The organism is Salmonella sp. SAL04213 (assembly GCF_046550535.1).
Classification (GTDB): Bacteria; Pseudomonadota; Gammaproteobacteria; order Enterobacterales; family Enterobacteriaceae; genus Salmonella; species Salmonella enterica.
This window is the reverse complement of sequence record NZ_JBGDXS010000001.1, coordinates 554449-573340: the sequence shown is the minus strand read 5'-3', so window position 1 is coordinate 573340 and position 18892 is coordinate 554449. Positions and strand designations below refer to the sequence as shown.

The 18892-nt window shown below is 52.2% G+C and carries 18 protein-coding genes, 5 tRNA genes and 1 other RNA gene; 22 read left to right on the top strand and 2 right to left on the bottom strand.

Features of this window, described 5'->3' with window-relative positions; all coding sequences use genetic code 11:
* Nucleotides 1-14: 14 nt before the first annotated feature.
* From odhB to pnuC, 22 genes are all read left to right on the top strand, one after another.
* Nucleotides 15-1223 (top strand): 2-oxoglutarate dehydrogenase complex dihydrolipoyllysine-residue succinyltransferase, encoded by a 1209-nt coding sequence (gene odhB / locus ACLJPQ_RS02830; RefSeq protein WP_000099858.1) that lies wholly within the window; start codon nt 15-17, stop codon nt 1221-1223.
* 141 nt (nt 1224-1364) lie between these two features.
* Nucleotides 1365-2531, top strand: a complete 1167-nt coding sequence (gene sucC, locus ACLJPQ_RS02825) for an ADP-forming succinate--CoA ligase subunit beta (protein WP_001048590.1) — start codon at nt 1365-1367, stop codon at nt 2529-2531.
* Nucleotides 2531-3400 (top strand): succinate--CoA ligase subunit alpha, encoded by an 870-nt coding sequence (gene sucD / locus ACLJPQ_RS02820; protein WP_000114631.1) that lies wholly within the window; start codon nt 2531-2533, stop codon nt 3398-3400. The genes sucC and sucD overlap by 1 nt, the downstream gene beginning before the upstream one ends.
* A 1582-nt stretch (nt 3401-4982) precedes the next feature.
* A complete protein-coding gene (gene cydA, locus ACLJPQ_RS02815; protein ID WP_000884369.1) occupies nt 4983-6551 on the top strand; it encodes a cytochrome ubiquinol oxidase subunit I in 1569 nt (522 codons plus the stop codon).
* 15 nt (nt 6552-6566) lie between these two features.
* Entirely contained in the window at nt 6567-7706 is a 1140-nt protein-coding gene (cydB, locus tag ACLJPQ_RS02810; RefSeq protein ID WP_000568258.1) for a cytochrome d ubiquinol oxidase subunit II, read from the top strand.
* 14 nt (nt 7707-7720) lie between these two features.
* Nucleotides 7721-7834 (top strand): cytochrome bd-I oxidase subunit CydX, encoded by a 114-nt coding sequence (gene cydX / locus ACLJPQ_RS02805; RefSeq protein ID WP_000270278.1) that lies wholly within the window; start codon nt 7721-7723, stop codon nt 7832-7834.
* Nucleotides 7834-8127, top strand: coding sequence for a cyd operon protein YbgE (gene ybgE, locus ACLJPQ_RS02800; RefSeq protein WP_000148790.1), 294 nt, complete (start codon nt 7834-7836; stop codon nt 8125-8127). The genes cydX and ybgE overlap by 1 nt, the downstream gene beginning before the upstream one ends.
* Nucleotides 8128-8355: 228 nt before the next feature.
* Complete coding sequence (ybgC, locus tag ACLJPQ_RS02795) at nt 8356-8760, top strand: tol-pal system-associated acyl-CoA thioesterase (RefSeq protein WP_001046240.1); 405 nt, start codon at nt 8356-8358, stop codon at nt 8758-8760.
* Nucleotides 8757-9449, top strand: a complete 693-nt coding sequence (tolQ, locus tag ACLJPQ_RS02790) for a Tol-Pal system protein TolQ (RefSeq protein WP_000131318.1) — start codon at nt 8757-8759, stop codon at nt 9447-9449. The genes ybgC and tolQ overlap by 4 nt, the downstream gene beginning before the upstream one ends.
* 3 nt (nt 9450-9452) lie before the next feature.
* The gene (gene tolR, locus ACLJPQ_RS02785; RefSeq protein WP_000124676.1) at nt 9453-9881 is read left to right on the top strand and encodes a colicin uptake protein TolR; all 429 of its coding nucleotides are present in this window, start codon (nt 9453-9455) and stop codon (nt 9879-9881) included.
* A gap of 64 nt (nt 9882-9945) precedes the next feature.
* Nucleotides 9946-11118 carry a cell envelope integrity protein TolA gene (gene tolA / locus ACLJPQ_RS02780; protein ID WP_131045061.1) on the top strand — a complete coding sequence of 391 codons (1173 nt, stop codon included), beginning with the start codon at nt 9946-9948 and terminating at the stop codon, nt 11116-11118.
* A gap of 123 nt (nt 11119-11241) precedes the next feature.
* Complete coding sequence (tolB, locus tag ACLJPQ_RS02775) at nt 11242-12534, top strand: Tol-Pal system beta propeller repeat protein TolB (RefSeq protein ID WP_001562341.1); 1293 nt, start codon at nt 11242-11244, stop codon at nt 12532-12534.
* Nucleotides 12535-12568: 34 nt separating this feature from the next.
* Entirely contained in the window at nt 12569-13093 is a 525-nt protein-coding gene (gene pal / locus ACLJPQ_RS02770) for a peptidoglycan-associated lipoprotein Pal (protein ID WP_001176623.1), read from the top strand.
* Nucleotides 13094-13102: 9 nt separating this feature from the next.
* Complete coding sequence (gene cpoB / locus ACLJPQ_RS02765; protein ID WP_000097551.1) at nt 13103-13891, top strand: cell division protein CpoB; 789 nt, start codon at nt 13103-13105, stop codon at nt 13889-13891.
* 164 nt (nt 13892-14055) lie between these two features.
* A tRNA-Lys gene (locus ACLJPQ_RS02760) sits at nt 14056-14131 on the top strand.
* 136 nt (nt 14132-14267) lie between these two features.
* A tRNA-Val gene (locus ACLJPQ_RS02755) sits at nt 14268-14343 on the top strand.
* 3 nt (nt 14344-14346) lie between these two features.
* A tRNA-Lys gene (locus ACLJPQ_RS02750) sits at nt 14347-14422 on the top strand.
* A 142-nt stretch (nt 14423-14564) separates the two neighbouring features.
* Nucleotides 14565-14640, top strand: a tRNA-Lys gene (locus tag ACLJPQ_RS02745).
* A gap of 134 nt (nt 14641-14774) precedes the next feature.
* Nucleotides 14775-14850 (top strand) — tRNA-Lys (locus tag ACLJPQ_RS02740).
* Nucleotides 14851-14976: 126 nt separating this feature from the next.
* A non-coding RNA gene (locus ACLJPQ_RS02735) (RtT sRNA) lies at nt 14977-15101 on the top strand.
* Nucleotides 15102-15395: 294 nt separating this feature from the next.
* On the top strand, nt 15396-16439 hold the full coding sequence (gene nadA, locus ACLJPQ_RS02730) for a quinolinate synthase NadA (RefSeq protein ID WP_193627504.1): 1044 nt from the start codon (nt 15396-15398) through the stop codon (nt 16437-16439).
* A 24-nt stretch (nt 16440-16463) separates the two neighbouring features.
* Nucleotides 16464-17183 (top strand): nicotinamide riboside transporter PnuC, encoded by a 720-nt coding sequence (pnuC, locus tag ACLJPQ_RS02725; RefSeq protein ID WP_080178502.1) that lies wholly within the window; start codon nt 16464-16466, stop codon nt 17181-17183.
* On the opposite strand, the gene zitB is transcribed toward pnuC, so the two are convergent.
* Entirely contained in the window at nt 17180-18118 is a 939-nt protein-coding gene (gene zitB / locus ACLJPQ_RS02720; protein WP_000951251.1) for a CDF family zinc transporter ZitB, read from the bottom strand. The two genes, pnuC and zitB, sit on opposite strands and share 4 nt — an antisense overlap.
* A gap of 110 nt (nt 18119-18228) precedes the next feature.
* On the bottom strand, nt 18229-18615 hold the full coding sequence (locus tag ACLJPQ_RS02715) for a YbgS-like family protein (protein WP_000784380.1): 387 nt from the start codon (nt 18613-18615) through the stop codon (nt 18229-18231).
* Between the last annotated feature and the right edge of the window lie 277 nt (nt 18616-18892).

Genomic DNA, 18892 nt, shown 5'->3' with positions numbered 1-18892 from the left:
ATAAAGGATAAATAATGAGTAGCGTAGATATTCTTGTTCCCGACCTGCCTGAGTCCGTAGCGGACGCGACCGTCGCCACCTGGCATAAAAAACCGGGCGATGCGGTTGTTCGTGACGAAGTGCTGGTAGAAATCGAAACTGACAAAGTGGTACTGGAAGTACCGGCATCAGCGGACGGCATTCTGGATGCGGTTCTGGAAGAAGAGGGGACGACTGTCACCTCTCGCCAGATCCTGGGTCGCCTGCGTGAAGGCAACAGCGCGGGTAAAGAGACCAGCGCGAAATCTGAAGAGAAAGCGTCTACGCCGGCACAGCGCCAGCAGGCTTCGCTGGAAGAACAAAACAACGATGCGCTCAGCCCGGCGATCCGTCGCCTGCTGGCTGAACACAATCTGGAAGCCAGCGCCATTAAAGGCACTGGTGTGGGTGGGCGTCTGACCCGTGAAGATGTGGAAAAACATCTGGCGAAAGGCGAGTCTAAAGCACCCGCTGTTGAACCTGCAGCACAACCCGCTCTGGGCGCGCGCGGCGAAAAACGCGTGCCAATGACCCGCCTGCGCAAGCGCGTGGCCGAGCGTCTGCTGGAAGCGAAAAATTCCACCGCCATGCTGACGACCTTCAATGAAGTCAACATGAAGCCGATTATGGATTTGCGTAAGCAGTATGGCGAAGTGTTTGAAAAACGTCATGGTATCCGCCTGGGCTTTATGTCCTTCTACGTGAAAGCGGTAGTGGAAGCGCTGAAGCGTTATCCGGAAGTGAACGCCTCTATCGACGGCGATGACGTGGTGTACCACAACTACTTTGATGTGAGCATGGCGGTGTCTACGCCGCGCGGCCTGGTCACGCCGGTTCTGCGTGACGTGGATACGCTGGGCATGGCTGACATCGAGAAAAAAATTAAAGAACTGGCTGTCAAAGGCCGCGACGGCAAGCTGACCGTAGAAGACCTGACCGGCGGTAACTTTACCATTACCAACGGCGGCGTATTCGGTTCGCTGATGTCTACCCCGATCATCAACCCGCCGCAGAGCGCGATTCTGGGAATGCATGCTATTAAAGACAGGCCGATGGCGGTGGATGGCAAGGTGGAAATCCTGCCGATGATGTACCTGGCGCTCTCTTACGATCATCGCCTGATCGATGGTCGCGAATCCGTGGGCTTCCTGGTCACCATCAAAGAGTTGCTGGAAGATCCGACCCGTCTGCTGTTGGACGTGTAGTCAGCAAGAGCATCACCTGCTACCTGTAGGCTGGATAAGGCGTTCACGCCGCCATCCGGCGATGGTGTAATGCCTGATGGCGCGCAGCTTTCAGGCCTACAGGTCTAAAGATAACGATTACCTGAAGGATGGACAGAACACATGAACTTACATGAATATCAGGCAAAACAACTTTTTGCCCGCTATGGCTTACCGGCGCCGGTGGGTTATGCCTGTACTACTCCGCGTGAAGCCGAAGAAGCCGCGTCTAAAATCGGTGCCGGCCCGTGGGTAGTGAAATGTCAGGTTCACGCTGGCGGCCGCGGCAAAGCGGGCGGTGTGAAGGTAGTAAAAAGCAAAGAAGAGATTCGCGCCTTCGCGGAAAACTGGCTGGGCAAACGTCTGGTGACCTATCAAACAGACGCTAATGGCCAACCGGTAAACCAGATTCTGGTTGAAGCGGCGACCGACATCGGCAAAGAACTGTACCTCGGCGCGGTGGTTGACCGTAGTTCTCGTCGCGTGGTCTTTATGGCGTCTACCGAAGGCGGCGTAGAGATCGAAAAAGTGGCGGAAGAAACCCCGCATCTGATCCATAAAGTCGCGCTCGATCCGCTGACCGGCCCGATGCCGTATCAGGGACGGGAACTGGCGTTCAAATTGGGTCTGGAAGGTAAACTGGTGCAGCAGTTCACCAAAATCTTTATGGGCCTGGCAACCATTTTCCTTGAGCGCGACCTGGCGCTAATCGAAATTAATCCGCTGGTGATCACTAAGCAGGGCGATCTGATTTGCCTCGACGGCAAGCTGGGCGCTGACGGCAACGCGCTGTTCCGCCAGCCGGATCTGCGTGAAATGCGTGACCAGTCTCAGGAAGACCCGCGTGAAGCGCAGGCGGCGCAGTGGGAACTGAACTACGTCGCGCTGGACGGCAACATTGGTTGCATGGTGAACGGCGCGGGCCTGGCGATGGGCACCATGGACATCGTTAAGCTGCATGGCGGCGAACCGGCTAACTTCCTTGACGTGGGCGGCGGCGCAACCAAAGAGCGCGTCACCGAAGCGTTTAAAATCATCCTCTCAGATGACAACGTGAAAGCGGTTCTGGTTAACATCTTCGGCGGTATCGTCCGTTGTGACCTGATTGCCGACGGTATCATCGGCGCGGTGGAAGAAGTGGGCGTGAACGTTCCGGTGGTGGTGCGTCTGGAAGGCAACAACGCCGAACTCGGCGCGAAGAAACTGGCTGACAGTGGCCTGAATATTATTGCAGCGAAAAGTCTGACGGATGCAGCTCAGCAGGTTGTTGCCGCAGTGGAGGGGAAATAATGTCCGTTTTAATTAATAAAGATACCAAGGTTATCTGCCAGGGCTTCACCGGTAGCCAGGGGACTTTCCACTCCGAACAGGCGATTGCTTACGGTACGCAAATGGTCGGCGGCGTAACGCCGGGCAAAGGCGGCACCACGCATCTGGGTCTGCCGGTGTTCAACACCGTGCGCGAAGCGGTAGAAGCTACCGGTGCGACCGCATCCGTTATCTACGTCCCGGCGCCGTTCTGCAAAGACTCCATTCTGGAAGCGATCGACGCAGGCATCAAACTGATTATCACCATCACCGAAGGTATTCCGACGCTGGATATGCTGACCGTGAAAGTGAAGCTGGACGAAGCGGGCGTACGCATGATCGGCCCGAACTGCCCAGGTGTGATCACCCCGGGCGAATGCAAAATCGGCATCATGCCGGGTCACATTCATAAGCCGGGTAAAGTGGGTATCGTTTCCCGTTCCGGCACGCTGACCTATGAAGCGGTTAAGCAGACCACCGACTACGGTTTCGGCCAGTCCACCTGCGTGGGTATCGGCGGCGACCCGATTCCGGGCTCTAACTTCATCGACATTCTGAAATTGTTCCAGGAAGATCCGCAGACTGAAGCGATCGTGATGATCGGCGAGATCGGCGGTAGCGCAGAAGAAGAAGCGGCGGCTTATATTAAAGACCACGTGACCAAGCCGGTTGTTGGCTATATCGCGGGTGTTACCGCGCCGAAAGGCAAGCGTATGGGCCACGCGGGCGCCATCATTGCCGGTGGTAAAGGCACTGCGGATGAAAAATTCGCCGCGCTGGAAGCCGCGGGCGTGAAAACCGTTCGCAGCCTGGCCGATATCGGCGAAGCGCTGAAAGCAATTATAAAATAAAACTCGCTGTTCCTGCGGGAACAGATAAATGTCCGTTTTCGACATGGTTGGCCACCTTTACGGTGGCCTTTTTTATGGCTTTATTGTTTGTGGCAAAGTACGGGTGAAGCATCCGGGATATAAAATTATTGGCTTTGTAAATATTGAACTATAGGAAAATAATGCCTCATTAAAAAAACATGGTGGAGTCTAAAAATAATTGATAATAACCGTCTGGCAGCGGCAGTAAATTTACTCAGATTGCTGGTTAACTCTTTTTCAGCAAATACAGATGCTGTCTTAGTGAAAGACCTGCCGACCTCACTGGAGACGGATTATGCGCTTTCCGCCATGAAAAAAACGCATTGCAGCATTACACTATGTTGACGCTAACCTCTATAGTAAATTGATGCTTGACTCTGTGGCCGCGCATGTTTGCCTGAGCGCGAACTACACGTCTCCTCAGATGTATCGCGCTTACACAGACTGCTTGTTTAATGGCAGAATAAAACAGCTATTTTAATCATAAGGGTACCGGCATTATTTTCCTGAAGTATTAAAGATATCGTTTAATAAATTATGTGAACTTTTGCTGGTTAAAAGAGGTTAAGTTTAAAAATTATTAAGAACTTATTGACACTATTCGTTCGTGATTAATCATGTTTAAAGGGTATTTATAGCTGCGAATAAACAGAATTATCACTATGAGTGACGTAGATATTGAGGGTAAATCTGTGAAGGTGATAACAGAATCTTCACTATAATAATTATAGAGAGGCAAATACGGTGTTATTGAAATAAAGAAAAATTAGCGAATAAAATGTTTGTTTCTGGCTATCTGGAAAGCTTATTAGCGATAATTAAGGCGATAACCTGGCAAGATGATCCTGGCCGTTAGTCGTCGGGAAAGGGAAGTTGGGGCAGGGTAATCCCGGTGGGATGATGGCGCGTGTGCAATGAGATAGTTTCTTTGCGGTGTTAATTATAAGTAAAATAAAAATAGACTAAATGTATAAAATAATAAGTATTGATAACCTGCAGAAAAAATCTGTGAGCTATTTAGCAATAATTGAACATCAATGTGGAATGTTTTTTACTGGATGCGGGGCAGTAAAAAACGCACAAAATGTTTAGCCTTATCGAATAAGCCTCTTTTTACAGGGGGTTTGAAATTACTCTTTGCAAAAACAAAAAGTTAACAAAAAATTCACCATGCATTCAATGAATAAACATTATTAACATTAACTTCAAAAATTGATTTTAATCAATATTTAAATGTTGGAAAAGAGCATCAAAACTGGTTAAATTGTCCGTGATCAAATTCCCTGAAAAGCGATAGATTAGCCATAAATTGATCGCTGTCGAAAAAAGCAAATCTGACCCACTAAAAACCTGTTTATTGTAAGGGTTTTACGGCGTAATATATTTGCGGGATCAATTTGGGTTTTTTATTAACATGTTTGTAACTTTTCATCATTACTGTTTCCTTCCCGAGGGGATAGTACGATGGAAGGCCGCAAATAAATTTGTATTGGGGCATGCGTGTGACCCTTTCTAACGGGGTTCACTCTCGGAGTCTTCATGCGATGAGCAAGGAGTCATGATGTTAGATATAGTCGAACTGTCGCGCTTACAGTTTGCCTTGACCGCGATGTACCACTTCCTGTTTGTGCCGCTAACGCTCGGTATGGCGTTCCTGCTGGCCATTATGGAAACGGTATACGTCCTTTCCGGCAAACAGATTTATAAAGATATGACCAAGTTCTGGGGCAAGTTGTTTGGTATCAACTTTGCTCTGGGTGTGGCTACCGGTTTGACCATGGAGTTCCAGTTCGGGACAAACTGGTCGTACTACTCCCACTATGTTGGGGACATCTTCGGTGCGCCGCTGGCCATCGAAGGTTTGATGGCCTTCTTCCTCGAATCCACCTTTGTAGGTCTGTTCTTCTTCGGCTGGGATCGTCTGAGTAAAGTTCAGCATATGTGCGTCACCTGGCTGGTGGCTCTGGGGTCCAACCTCTCCGCGTTGTGGATTCTGGTAGCGAACGGCTGGATGCAAAACCCAATCGCTGCGGATTTCAATTTCGAAACCATGCGTATGGAAATGGTGAGCTTCTCTGAACTGGTGCTGAACCCGGTAGCACAGGTGAAATTTGTTCACACTGTGGCGTCCGGCTATGTCACCGGCGCGATGTTCATCCTCGGTATCAGCGCTTACTACATGCTGAAAGGTCGTGACTTCGCCTTTGCTAAACGCTCCTTTGCTATTGCCGCCAGCTTCGGTATGGCTGCCGTACTGTCCGTTATCGTACTCGGTGACGAATCCGGTTACGAAATGGGCGATGTGCAGAAAACCAAGCTCGCTGCGATTGAAGCAGAATGGGAAACGCAACCTGCTCCGGCCTCCTTTACCCTGTTCGGTATTCCTGACCAGGACAAACAGGAAAACCATCTGGCGATTCAGATCCCTTATGCGCTCGGCATTATCGCTACGCGTTCCGTGGACACGCCGGTTATTGGCCTGAAAGATCTCATGGTTCAGCATGAAGAGCGTATCCGTAACGGGATGAAAGCCTATGAACTGCTGGAGCAGCTGCGCGCCGGTTCTACCGACCAGGCCGTTCGCGACCAGTTTAACAGCATGAAGAAAGATCTCGGTTACGGCCTGCTGCTGAAACGTTATACGCCTAATGTGACTGACGCGACCGAAGCGCAGATCCAGCAAGCGACGAAAGATTCCATTCCTCGCGTTGCGCCGCTGTACTTCGCTTTCCGTATCATGGTGGCGTGCGGCTTCCTGCTGCTGGCGATCATCGCACTTTCTTTCTGGAGCGTGATTCGTAACCGCATCGGTGAGAAAAAATGGCTGTTGCGCGCGGCGCTGTACGGTATTCCACTGCCGTGGATTGCGGTTGAAGCAGGTTGGTTCGTCGCCGAGTATGGTCGTCAGCCGTGGGCGATCGGCGAAGTGTTGCCGACAGCCGTGGCGAACTCATCGCTGACCGTGGGCGATCTGCTGTTCTCCATGTTCCTGATTTGCGGCCTGTATACCCTGTTCCTGGTGGCAGAATTGTTCCTGATGTTCAAATTTGCACGCCTTGGCCCAAGCAGCCTGAAAACCGGTCGCTATCACTTTGAGCAGTCCACCGTGACTTCTCAGCCGGCACGCTAAGACAGGAGTCGTCAAATGATCGATTATGAAGTACTACGTTTTATCTGGTGGCTGCTGGTTGGCATTTTGCTAATTGGTTTCGCTGTCACCGATGGGTTCGACATGGGGGTGGGGATGCTCACCCGTTTCCTCGGTCGTAACGACACCGAACGTCGAATTATGATTAACTCTATCGCCCCGCACTGGGACGGTAACCAGGTGTGGTTGATCACCGCGGGCGGCGCGTTGTTTGCTGCCTGGCCGATGGTTTACGCTGCGGCGTTCTCTGGTTTCTATGTGGCGATGATCCTGGTGCTGGCGTCTTTGTTCTTCCGTCCGGTCGGTTTTGATTACCGTTCCAAGATTGAAGACCCGCGCTGGCGCAACATGTGGGACTGGGGCGTGTTCATCGGTAGCTTTGTGCCGCCGCTGGTGATTGGCGTGGCCTTTGGCAACCTGTTGCAGGGCGTACCGTTCCATGTAGATGAGTATCTGCGTCTGTACTACACCGGTAACTTCTTCCAGTTGCTGAACCCGTTTGGTCTGCTGGCGGGTATCGTAAGCGTAGGGATGATCATCACGCAGGGGGCGACTTACCTGCAAATGCGCACCGTTGGCGAACTGCACCTGCGCGCGCGCGCCACCTCGCAGATTGCGGCGCTGGTGACATTAGTGTGCTTTGCGCTGGCGGGCGTTTGGGTAATGTATGGTATTGATGGTTATGTCGTGACATCCGCGATTGATCATCATGCCGCCTCTAACCCGCTGACTAAAGAAGTGGCGCGTGAAGCTGGCGCCTGGCTGGTGAACTTTAATAATGCTCCGATCCTGTGGTTGGTTCCGGCTCTGGGCGTGGTTCTGCCGCTGCTGACTATCCTGACTTCCCGTATGGAGAAAGGCGCGTGGGCATTCCTGTTCTCTTCGCTGACCCTGGCCTGCATTATTCTGACGGCGGGTATCGCTATGTTCCCATTTGTGATGCCGTCCAGCACGATGATGAATGCCAGCCTGACCATGTGGGATGCGACATCCAGCCAGATGACGCTGAACCTGATGACCTGGGTTGCGGCGGTGTTCGTACCGATCATTCTGATCTACACCAGCTGGTGTTACTGGAAAATGTTCGGTCGTATCACTAAAGAACATATTGAAAGCAACACCCACTCTCTGTACTAAGTAAGGAGCTTAAAATGTGGTATTTCGCATGGATTCTGGGAACGCTTCTTGCCTGTGCATTCGGGATCATTACCGCCCTGGCGCTTGAGCACGTTGAAGCGGGTAAAACCGGTCAAGAAGAAAGCTAATGACCCATATTATCGCAAAACTGTATGCGGTAATGGACAAGCGCCCGTTAAGGGCGCTTTCCTTCGTGATGGCGATAGTGCTGGCAGGATGTATGTTCTGGGACCCGTCACGGTTTGCCGCCAGGACCAGCACGCTTGAAATCTGGCACGGATTATTGCTGATGTGGGCGGTTTGCGCAGGCATAATCCACGGCGTGGGTTTTCGCCCTGAATCCGTACACTGGCAAGGGATTTTTTGTCCGCTCCTTGCGGATATCGTCCTTATCGTCGGCCTGATTTTCTTCTTCTTGTGAATAAGAAACCTCCTTAAAAATATAGGGGCTTGCATAAGCCCATATATTTTTACTCTCCCTTAACTTCCCCCCATTCCCAAGCCTCATTCCCACGCGTATAGTAGCAACGTTTAAAAGCTCTACTTTTGTTGCATTACCGGGATGTAAAGTGAATACAAGGCGATATACAACGGCATTCTTGAGGCATTACGGCGGCAAGCGGATGACGCCAACAAAGAGGCTGCAGGGATGAATAAGTATATGTTTCGATGGCCAATTCGAGTTTATTACGAAGACACGGACGCCGGCGGTGTGGTTTATCACGCCAGCTATGTCGCTTTTTATGAAAGAGCGCGCACGGAGATGCTGCGTCACCATCACTTCAGCCAACAGGTGCTGCTGGCGGAGCGGGTCGCCTTTGTGGTGCGCAAGATGACGCTGGAATACTATGCGCCTGCGCGGCTCGACGATATGCTTGAAGTTCAAACAGAAATTACGTCAATGCGTGGCACCGCTTTGGTTTTCACGCAACGCATTGTCAACGCAGAGAACACGCTGCTAAATGAAGCAGAGGTTCTGATTGTTTGCGTTGATCCACTCAAAATGAAGCCTCGTGCGCTTCCTAAGTCTATTGTCGCGGAGTTTAAGCAGTGACTGACATGAATATCCTTGATTTGTTCCTGAAGGCAAGCCTTCTGGTTAAACTTATCATGTTGATTTTGATTGGTTTTTCAATAGCATCCTGGGCCATCATTATCCAGCGAACGCGTATCCTGAACGCCGCTGCGCGTGAGGCGGAAGCGTTTGAAGATAAATTCTGGTCCGGAATCGAACTATCGCGTCTGTACCAGGAAAGCCAGGGGAGACGCGATAGTCTGTCGGGCTCGGAACAAATCTTTTATAGCGGGTTCAAAGAGTTTGTCCGGCTCCATCGCGCCAACAGCCATGCGCCGGAGGCGGTGGTAGAGGGGGCGTCGCGTGCGATGCGCATCTCCATGAACCGAGAGCTGGAAACGCTGGAAACGCATATCCCGTTTCTTGGCACGGTAGGCTCTATCAGTCCTTATATCGGTCTGTTTGGCACCGTATGGGGGATTATGCATGCGTTTATCGCCCTGGGCGCGGTGAAACAGGCGACTCTGCAAATGGTTGCGCCGGGTATTGCCGAAGCATTGATTGCCACGGCGATTGGTCTGTTTGCCGCCATCCCTGCGGTTATGGCTTACAACCGACTGAATCAGCGCGTGAACAAGCTGGAACTGAATTACGACAACTTTATGGAAGAGTTCACCGCGATTCTGCACCGCCAGGCGTTTACCGTAAGCGAAAGCAACAAGGGGTAAGCCATGGCCAGAACGCGTGGACGAGGTCGTCGCGAACTTAAGTCCGAAATCAATATTGTACCGCTACTCGACGTACTGTTGGTGTTGCTGCTGATCTTTATGGCAACCGCGCCGATCATTACCCAGAGCGTGGAGGTCGACTTGCCGGAGGCGAATCAGTCGCAGGCGGTCAGTAGTAACGACGATCCACCGGTCATTATTGAGGTTTCCGGAGTAGGGCAATACAGCGTAGTGGTTGATAAAGATCGAATGGATCAACTGCCGTCTGAACAGGTGATCGCAGAAGTAAAGCGTCATCTGCAGGCTAATCCGAAAACAGTCTTTTTAATCGGCGGCGCGAAAGAGGTGCCGTACGATGAAATAATTAAAGCGCTGAACTTGTTACACAGCGCGGGCGTAAAATCGGTTGGCTTAATGACGCAGCCAATCTGAAGTCTGCGTCCCGTTGGCTTGAAAGACGGCGAGTAACAGGCGAACAGTTTTTTGGGAACCGAGAGTGTCAAAGGCAACCGAACAAAACGACAAGCTCAAACGGGCGATAATTATTTCAGCCGTGCTGCATATCATCTTATTTGCAGTGCTGATCTGGAGTTCGTTTGATGAGCATATAGAGGCTTCTGCCGGCGGCGGCGGTGGTTCCGCTATCGACGCGGTGATGGTCGATCCTGGCGCCGTTGTGCAGCAGTACAACCGTCAGCAGGATCAACAGGCCAGCGCCAGACGCGCGGAAGAAGAGCGTAAAAAGCTGCAACAGCAGCAAGCAGAGGAGCTGCAGCAGAAGCAGGCTGCCGAACAGGAGCGGTTGAAACAACTTGAGAAAGAACGTTTAGCGGCTCAGGAGCAGCAAAAGCAGGCTGAAGAAGCGGCAAAACTGGCGCAACAGCAGCAGCAACAGGCCGAAGAAGCGGCGAAAGCGGCGGCGGACGCGAAGAAAAAAGCGGAGGCCGAAGCGGCGAAAGCGGCGGCGGACGCGAAGAAGAAAGCGGAAGCCGAGGCGGTAAAAGCGGCAGCGGACGCGAAGAAGAAAGCGGAAGCCGAAGCGGCGAAAGCGGCGGCGGACGCGAAGAAGAAAGCGGAAGCCGAAGCGGCGAAAGCAGCGGCGGAGGCGAAGAAGAAAGCGGAAGCCGAAGCGGCGAAAGCGGCGGCGGAGGCGAAGAAGAAAGCGGATGCCGAGGCGGCGAAAGCGGCGGCGAAGAAGAAAGCGGATGCCGAGGCGGCGAAAGCAGCGGCGGACGCTAAGAAGAAAGCGGCTGCCGAAAAAGCGGCCGCCGCAGAAGGCGTCGACGATCTGCTTGGCGATCTCAGCTCGGGTAAGAATGCGCCGAAAACCGGCGGCGGCGCGAAAGGGAATGGTCAGCCATCGAAAGATAGCGGTACATCGGGCGCTAACGGTGGGGCGACAGGCGCTGATATCAGCGCCTACGCGAAACAGATTCAGGTCGCGATTCAGAGCCGTCTGTATGATGCGAGCCTGTATCAGGGCAAACAATGTGTCTTGCATATTAGCCTGGCGCCGGATGGCTCATTAAAAAGCATTACGTCTGAGGGCGGCGATCCGGCGCTTTGTCAGGCGGCGTTAATGGCGGCAAAAACCGCGAAAATTCCTAAACCGCCAAGCCAGGCTGTTTATGAGAAAATAAAGGATGCCAAACTAGACTTTAAACTGTAGATACTTTTCTTTATGGAAGTTGGAGCGGTTGAGTTGTTACTGGTCCCGGTGGTTTTGTGTATTTGAGTTTGTTAACATTCTGCTAAATTATCGTGGGTCGCAGGCCCAGGTATGGGAGATATGATGAAGCAGGCATTACGAGTAGCATTTGGTTTTCTGATGCTGTGGGCGGCGGTGCTGCACGCAGAAGTCCGTATCGAGATCACCCAGGGGGTGGACTCGGCGCGACCGATTGGCGTTGTGCCTTTTAAATGGGCCGGGCCGGGCGCTGCGCCTGAAGATATCGGCGGCATCGTGGCGGCAGATTTACGCAACAGCGGTAAATTTAATCCGTTAGACCGGTCACGACTGCCGCAGCAGCCAGCCACCGCTCAGGAAGTTCAGCCTACCGCATGGTCTGCGCTGGGTATTGATGCCGTCGTCGTTGGACAGGTCACGCCGAATCCGGACGGTTCCTACAATGTTGCTTATCAGCTGGTTGACACTGGCGGCGCGCCGGGGACTGTACTGGCGCAAAACTCTTATAAAGTGAACAAGCAGTGGCTGCGTTATGCAGGCCACACCGCCAGTGACGAAGTCTTTGAAAAACTGACGGGCATTAAGGGCGCGTTCCGTACTCGTATCGCCTATGTGGTACAGACTAACGGCGGTCAGTTCCCGTATGAACTGCGTGTGTCGGATTACGATGGCTACAATCAGTTCGTAGTGCACCGTTCTCCGCAGCCGCTGATGTCTCCGGCGTGGTCTCCGGACGGCTCAAAACTGGCTTACGTGACATTTGAAAGCGGTCGCTCCGCGCTGGTTATCCAGACGCTGGCAAACGGCGCAGTGCGTCAGGTTGCGTCCTTCCCGCGTCACAACGGCGCGCCGGCCTTCTCGCCGGATGGGACGAAACTGGCGTTCGCGTTATCGAAAACCGGAAGTCTGAACCTGTACGTTATGGATCTCGCCTCCGGCCAGATTCGTCAGATAACGGACGGGCGTAGCAACAATACGGAGCCGACCTGGTTCCCGGACAGCCAGACTCTGGCCTTTACTTCTGACCAGGCTGGACGTCCGCAAGTGTATAAAATGAACATTAACGGCGGTGCGGCGCAGCGTATTACCTGGGAAGGTTCGCAAAACCAGGATGCGGATGTCAGCAGCGACGGTAAATTTATGGTAATGGTAAGCTCAAATAACGGGCAGCAGCACATTGCCAAACAAGATCTGGTGACGGGGGGCGTACAGGTTCTGTCGTCAACGTTCCTGGATGAAACGCCAAGTCTGGCACCTAACGGCACGATGGTAATCTACAGCTCTTCTCAGGGGATGGGATCTGTGCTGAATTTGGTTTCTACAGATGGGCGTTTCAAAGCGCGTCTTCCGGCAACTGATGGTCAGGTGAAATCGCCTGCCTGGTCGCCGTATCTGTGATAATAATTAATTGATTACTAAAGGAATTAAAGAAATGCAACTGAACAAAGTGCTGAAGGGCCTGATGATTGCCCTGCCTGTTATGGCAATCGCGGCATGTTCTTCCAACAAGAACGCCAGCAATGACGGTAGCGAAGGCGGTATGCTGAACGGCGCCGGCACGGGTATGGATTCGAACGGTAGCGGTAATATGTCGTCTGAAGAGCAAGCGCGTCTGCAGATGCAGCAGCTGCAGCAGAACAACATCGTTTACTTCGATCTCGACAAGTACGATATCCGTTCTGACTTCGCGGCAATGCTGGATGCGCACGCTAACTTCCTGCGTAGCAACCCGTCTTACAAAGTCACCGTAGAAGGTCACGCGGACGAACGCGGTACTCCGGAGTACAACATCTCCCTGGGCGAACGTCGTGCTAACGCTGTTAAAATGTACCTGCAGGGTAAAGGCGTTTCCGCTGACCAGATCTCCATCGTTTCTTACGGTAAAGAAAAACCTGCCGTACTGGGCCACGACGAAGCGGCTTACGCTAAGAACCGTCGCGCTGTACTGGTTTACTAAGAGAATTGCATGAGCAGTAACTTCAGACATCACCTGTTGAGTCTGTCGTTACTGGTTGGCATAGCGGCCCCCTGGGCCGCTTTTGCTCAGGCGCCAATCAGTAGTGTCGGCTCAGGCTCGGTCGAAGACCGCGTCACTCAACTTGAGCGTATCTCTAACGCTCACAGCCAGCTTTTAACCCAACTTCAGCAGCAGCTCTCCGATAATCAGTCCGATATCGATTCTTTGCGCGGCCAAATCCAGGAAAATCAGTATCAACTGAATCAGGTGATGGAGCGCCAGAAGCAAATTATGCTGCAGCTGGGGAGCTTAAATAATGGCGGCGCAGCGCAGCCAGCAGCTGGTGACCAGAGCGGGGCGGCAACCGCTGCGACCTCCGCTCCGGATGCCGGTACGGCAACCTCAGGGGCGCCGGTACAAAGTGGCGATGCGAATACCGATTACAATGCGGCAATTGCGCTGGTGCAGGATAAGTCTCGCCAGGATGATGCGATTGTGGCGTTTCAGAACTTCATCAAGAAATACCCTGATTCTACTTATCAGCCGAACGCCAATTATTGGCTGGGCCAGTTGAATTACAACAAGGGTAAAAAAGATGACGCCGCCTATTATTTCGCCTCGGTAGTAAAAAACTATCCTAAGTCGCCGAAGGCTGCGGACGCGATGTACAAAGTTGGCGTTATCATGCAGGACAAAGGTGATACGGCAAAAGCGAAAGCGGTTTATCAGCAGGTGATTAACAAATATCCTGGCACTGATGGCGCGAAACAGGCGCAGAAGCGTCTTAACGCGATGTAATGCGTACCATGCGACCAGAAAACGCCTTTTTTCTGGTCGCGTCGTGCGATTCCTAAGCAGTTGAGCCCCCTGCGTCGAAATTTTTGTTGCGCTCAAATCTGAAATCAGTAATATATGCCGCCGTTGCCACGGGATATTAAACAACTCGAAAGCAACGCAAAAGTGGGTCGTTAGCTCAGTTGGTAGAGCAGTTGACTTTTAATCAATTGGTCGCAGGTTCGAATCCTGCACGACCCACCAATCGTTCGGTGGAAACGAGAATAAAACGTGAAGGATAACGTTGCGTCAGCAACGGCCCGTAGGGCGAGGCGAAGCCGAGTCATCCTGCACGACCCACCACTAACTTCGGTTAGTCAGTAATATCCAGCGTAGTATCGGGTGATTAGCTCAGCTGGGAGAGCACCTCCCTTACAAGGAGGGGGTCGGCGGTTCGATCCCGTCATCACCCACCACTCGGGTCGTTAGCTCAGTTGGTAGAGCAGTTGACTTTTAATCAATTGGTCGCAGGTTCGAATCCTGCACGACCCACCAATTTAACATCAAACTCAGATGTTGAACGTGAAGGATAACGTTGCGTCAGCAACGGCCCGTAGGGCGAGGCGAAGCCGAGTCATCCTGCACGACCCACCATCTTTAGATGGTCCGAGTAAAATCTTTCAGGCAGCACCCGTATGGGTCGTTAGCTCAGTTGGTAGAGCAGTTGACTTTTAATCAATTGGTCGCAGGTTCGAATCCTGCACGACCCACCAATATACAAGGTGGTAACTGGTAGAGAACGTGAAGGATAACGTTGCTTTAGCAACGGCCCGAAGGGCGAGGCGAAGCCGAGTCATCCTGCACGACCCACCATCCTGAATGATTGAAGCAGTAACCCTTATCCAAGGGGTCGTTAGCTCAGTTGGTAGAGCAGTTGACTTTTAATCAATTGGTCGCAGGTTCGAATCCTGCACGACCCACCAATTTAACATCAAACTCAGATGTTGAGCGTGAAGGATAACGTTGCGTCAGCAACGGCCCGAAGGGCGAGCGAAGCGAGTCATCCTGCACGACCCACCAATGTAAAAAAGCGCCCTAAAGGCGCTTTTTTGCTATCTGCAATATGAAGATTCGAACCTGCCGCAGGTTCGGGTCGAACGTAGTGAGACAACGGAGCCGCTTGCGGCGACGGCCCGAAGGGCGAGCGAAGCGAGTCATCCTGCACGACCCACCAATGTAAAAGAGGGCGCTGGCGGCGCCTTTTTGCTATCTGCAATATGGAAGATTCGAACCTGCCGCAGGTTTGGGTCTTGCCTGATGCGCTGCGCTTATCAGGCCTACAGACGGTACCGCTCACGTAGGCCAGATAAGACGTTACGCCGCCATCAGATACGGGGCTACGTAATTATTGTGACTTTCCTTATTGAATCAGCTATCTTGTTTAGCATATAAAACAAATTAACCGATTGTGGCGTTTATTACGCTTTCATTCGGTTGTTTCGTTAAGTCAGTAAAACGAGAAGCCACGATGAGCGTAATGTTTGACACACAAGCCGCAATCTACCCGTTCCCGCCGAAACCAACGCCGTTGAACGACGATGAAAAGCAATTTTATCGTGAGAAAATCAAGCGCTTGCTCAAAGAGCGCAATGCCGTCATGGTGGCGCACTACTACACCGATCCGGAAATTCAACAGTTAGCAGAAGAAACCGGCGGCTGTATTTCCGACTCACTGGAAATGGCCCGTTTCGGCGCGAAGCACGCCGCATCCACGCTGCTAGTAGCGGGCGTACGGTTTATGGGGGAAACCGCCAAAATCCTCAGCCCGGAAAAGACCATTCTTATGCCTACCCTGGCGGCGGAATGTTCGCTGGATTTAGGCTGCCCAATAGACGAATTTAGCGCTTTTTGTGATGCACACCCTGACAGAACCGTAGTGGTCTATGCTAACACCTCTGCTGCTGTTAAAGCGCGTGCGGACTGGGTTGTGACCTCCAGTATCGCCGTAGAACTGATTGAGCATCTGGATAGTTTGGGGGAAAAAATTATCTGGGCGCCGGACAGACACCTGGGGAATTACGTGCAAAAACAGACCGGGGCCGATGTACTGTGTTGGCAAGGGGCGTGTATCGTGCATGACGAGTTTAAAACCCAGGCGTTGACCCGTTTAAAAAAAATCTATCCCGATGCCGCTCTTCTGGTTCACCCTGAATCGCCGCAGTCCATTGTCGAAATGGCCGATGCGGTGGGCTCCACCAGTCAGCTTATTAAGGCGGCAGAAACGCTGCTGCACAGACAGCTTATCGTGGCGACCGATCGCGGCATCTTCTACAAAATGCAGCAGGCGGTGCCTGAAAAAGAACTGCTTGAAGCGCCCACGGCTGGCGAGGGGGCGACCTGCCGTAGCTGTGCGCACTGTCCGTGGATGGCGATGAATGGCCTGAAAGCCATTGCTGAAGGGCTGGAGCAGGGAGGCGCGGCGCATGAAATACAGGTTGATGCGGCGCTACGCGAGGGCGCATTACTGCCGCTCAACCGGATGCTGGATTTTGCGGCTACACTTCGGGCGTAAAGACGGAAATCTTTGGGGGAGAGAATGGATTTTTTTAGTACGCACAACATACTGATTCATATTCCGATTGGCGCTGGCGGGTACGATCTCTCGTGGATCGAAGCGGTAGGAACCATCGCCGGCCTGCTCTGTATTTGGCTTGCCAGTCTGGAGAAGATCAGCAACTACTTTTTTGGACTGGTTAACGTCACCCTGTTTGCGATTATTTTCTTTCAGATCCAGCTTTATGCCAGCCTGTTGCTGCAACTCTTTTTCTTTGCCGCCAATATTTATGGCTGGTATGCGTGGTCGCGGCAAACAAAGGATAATGAAGCCGAGCTTAAAATCCGCTGGCTGCCGTTACCAAAAGCAATGGCATGGCTGGCGATATGTGTGATAGCTATCGGTTTGATGACGCGATATATCGATCCCGTATTCGCCGTCCTGACGCGCGTGGCCGTCGCCATTATGCAGATGCTGGGGTTACAGGTGACAATGCCTGTACTGCAACCGGACGCTTTCCCGTTCTGGGACTCTTGCATGATGGTGCTGTCTATCGCGGCGATGATTCTGATGACACGCAAATATGTCGAAAACTGGCTCCTGTGGGTGGTAATCAACGTGATCAGTGTGGTGATTTTTGCTTTGCAGGGCGTCTATGCGATGTCGCTGGAATATCTGATCCTGACATTTGTCGCCGTGAACGGTAGCCGCCTGTGGATAAACAGCGCGCGGGAGCGAGGATCGCGCGCGCTTTCCCGTTAATGGTGATGAACATGCCCGGATGACGTCTGATTCAGATGACAGTCCGGGCCGTGACACACTTGATATTCCATCTGAATCGTAGCGTGCGCAATATGGTATTCGTGCATCAGGAAATCCTGGATACGTTCCAGCAGCGCATCATGGTCGTGTGGCGGAATGACCTGAGCGTGCAATGTCATGACCGGTTTTTCGCCGACCATCCAGACATGCACATGGTGTACGTTGCGGACTTCGGGGATTTCCCGGCTTAAATGGCGCTGTAAGGCATTAATATCCAGCGAAACCGGCGCGCCTTCCAGCAATTCGTTGACGCTATCTTTTAACAAACGCCAGGCGCTGCGTAACACCAGTACCGAAACCAGAATAGAGAGAATCGGGTCCGCTGGCGTCCAGCCCGTCCAGATAATGATCAACGCGGCGACTATTGCGCCGACGGAACCCAGCAAATCGCCCATCACATGTAGCGCGGCAGCGCGCACGTTCAGGTTTTTTTCATCGCTTCCCCGATGGAGAATCCAGAACGCAAACAGGTTCGCCAGCAGACCCGCGACCGCAATCACCATCATCAGATTGCCCGCCACCGGACGTGGCGTGTAAAAGCGCTCTATCGCCTCCCAGACAATGAGAAGGGTAATGACCACCAACGCAATGGCATTCACAAAGGCCGCCAGTGTGGTGAGCCTTAGCCAGCCAAAAGTGTGGCGAACAGTCGGGGGGCGACGGGAAAATTGAACCGCCAGCAGCGCAAAGAGAAGGGCCGCCGCGTCGGTGAGCATATGTCCCGCATCCGCCAACAACGCCAGAGAGCCGGAGAGTATCCCGCCCACCACCTCAAGGAGCATAAATCCGGCAGTGACGATAAAGGCGAAAAGCAGGCGACGAGCATTATTATCTTTCGGCAGGTGTGAATCGGCATGAGAGTGTGAGTGCGCCATAACGTCATTCCTTTGTTATTCTCATCAATACTGTAGACATCATACTGATTTTTCGCTGACAAAATAAAAAGGAGAGCGAAAGCTCTCCCGTTATCAGACTTTTTTCTGCATTACTGTGTGGTACCGTCGGTTTTGGTATTCACGTCATTATTGACGCCATTACCGGTTTCCACTTTTTTATTAATATCCGGGCAGCGACCGTCTTTACACATGGTATTTTTATGCTCTTCATCCTTGGTCATTCCGTCATGATTCATGGTTGAACCGTCTGGATGCTGCATCGTGCTGTTAGTATTGCCGTTGGTATTGATGTCATTGTTATTCACATCATTCGGCGCTACATTCTGGCGGGCGTCCGGGGCAACCTGACCGGCATTTGCCGCCGAGTTCGCCTGGCCATTACTGGATTGCGCGTTAGATTCAGCAGCTAACGCTGCGCCGCTGGCAAGGCCGAGGGTAGCGGTGAGTAAAAGCGTAGTCAGTTTTGTCATTTTCATAAGATGCTCCTGTTATGGTGGATATGTCGGATAACCTCTTCCAACAGTGCACGTGTCAGTCAAATCCTCAAATAAGGGATAAAAAACGTTCGCCGCCGCGGGTTAACGCAGCAGAGAATCTTGCAATAATTCATAAACAGAGTGGTTACAGTTAAAAAGTGTAGGTTAGATCCCATTTTTCGCTACATTTGTGCGTTTTTTTCCTGAATTCCAGGATTATTCCGTTCAAAGTGTAAAAGCCCGTTTACACTATTTAATTGAAGAGATAGATTGGAGG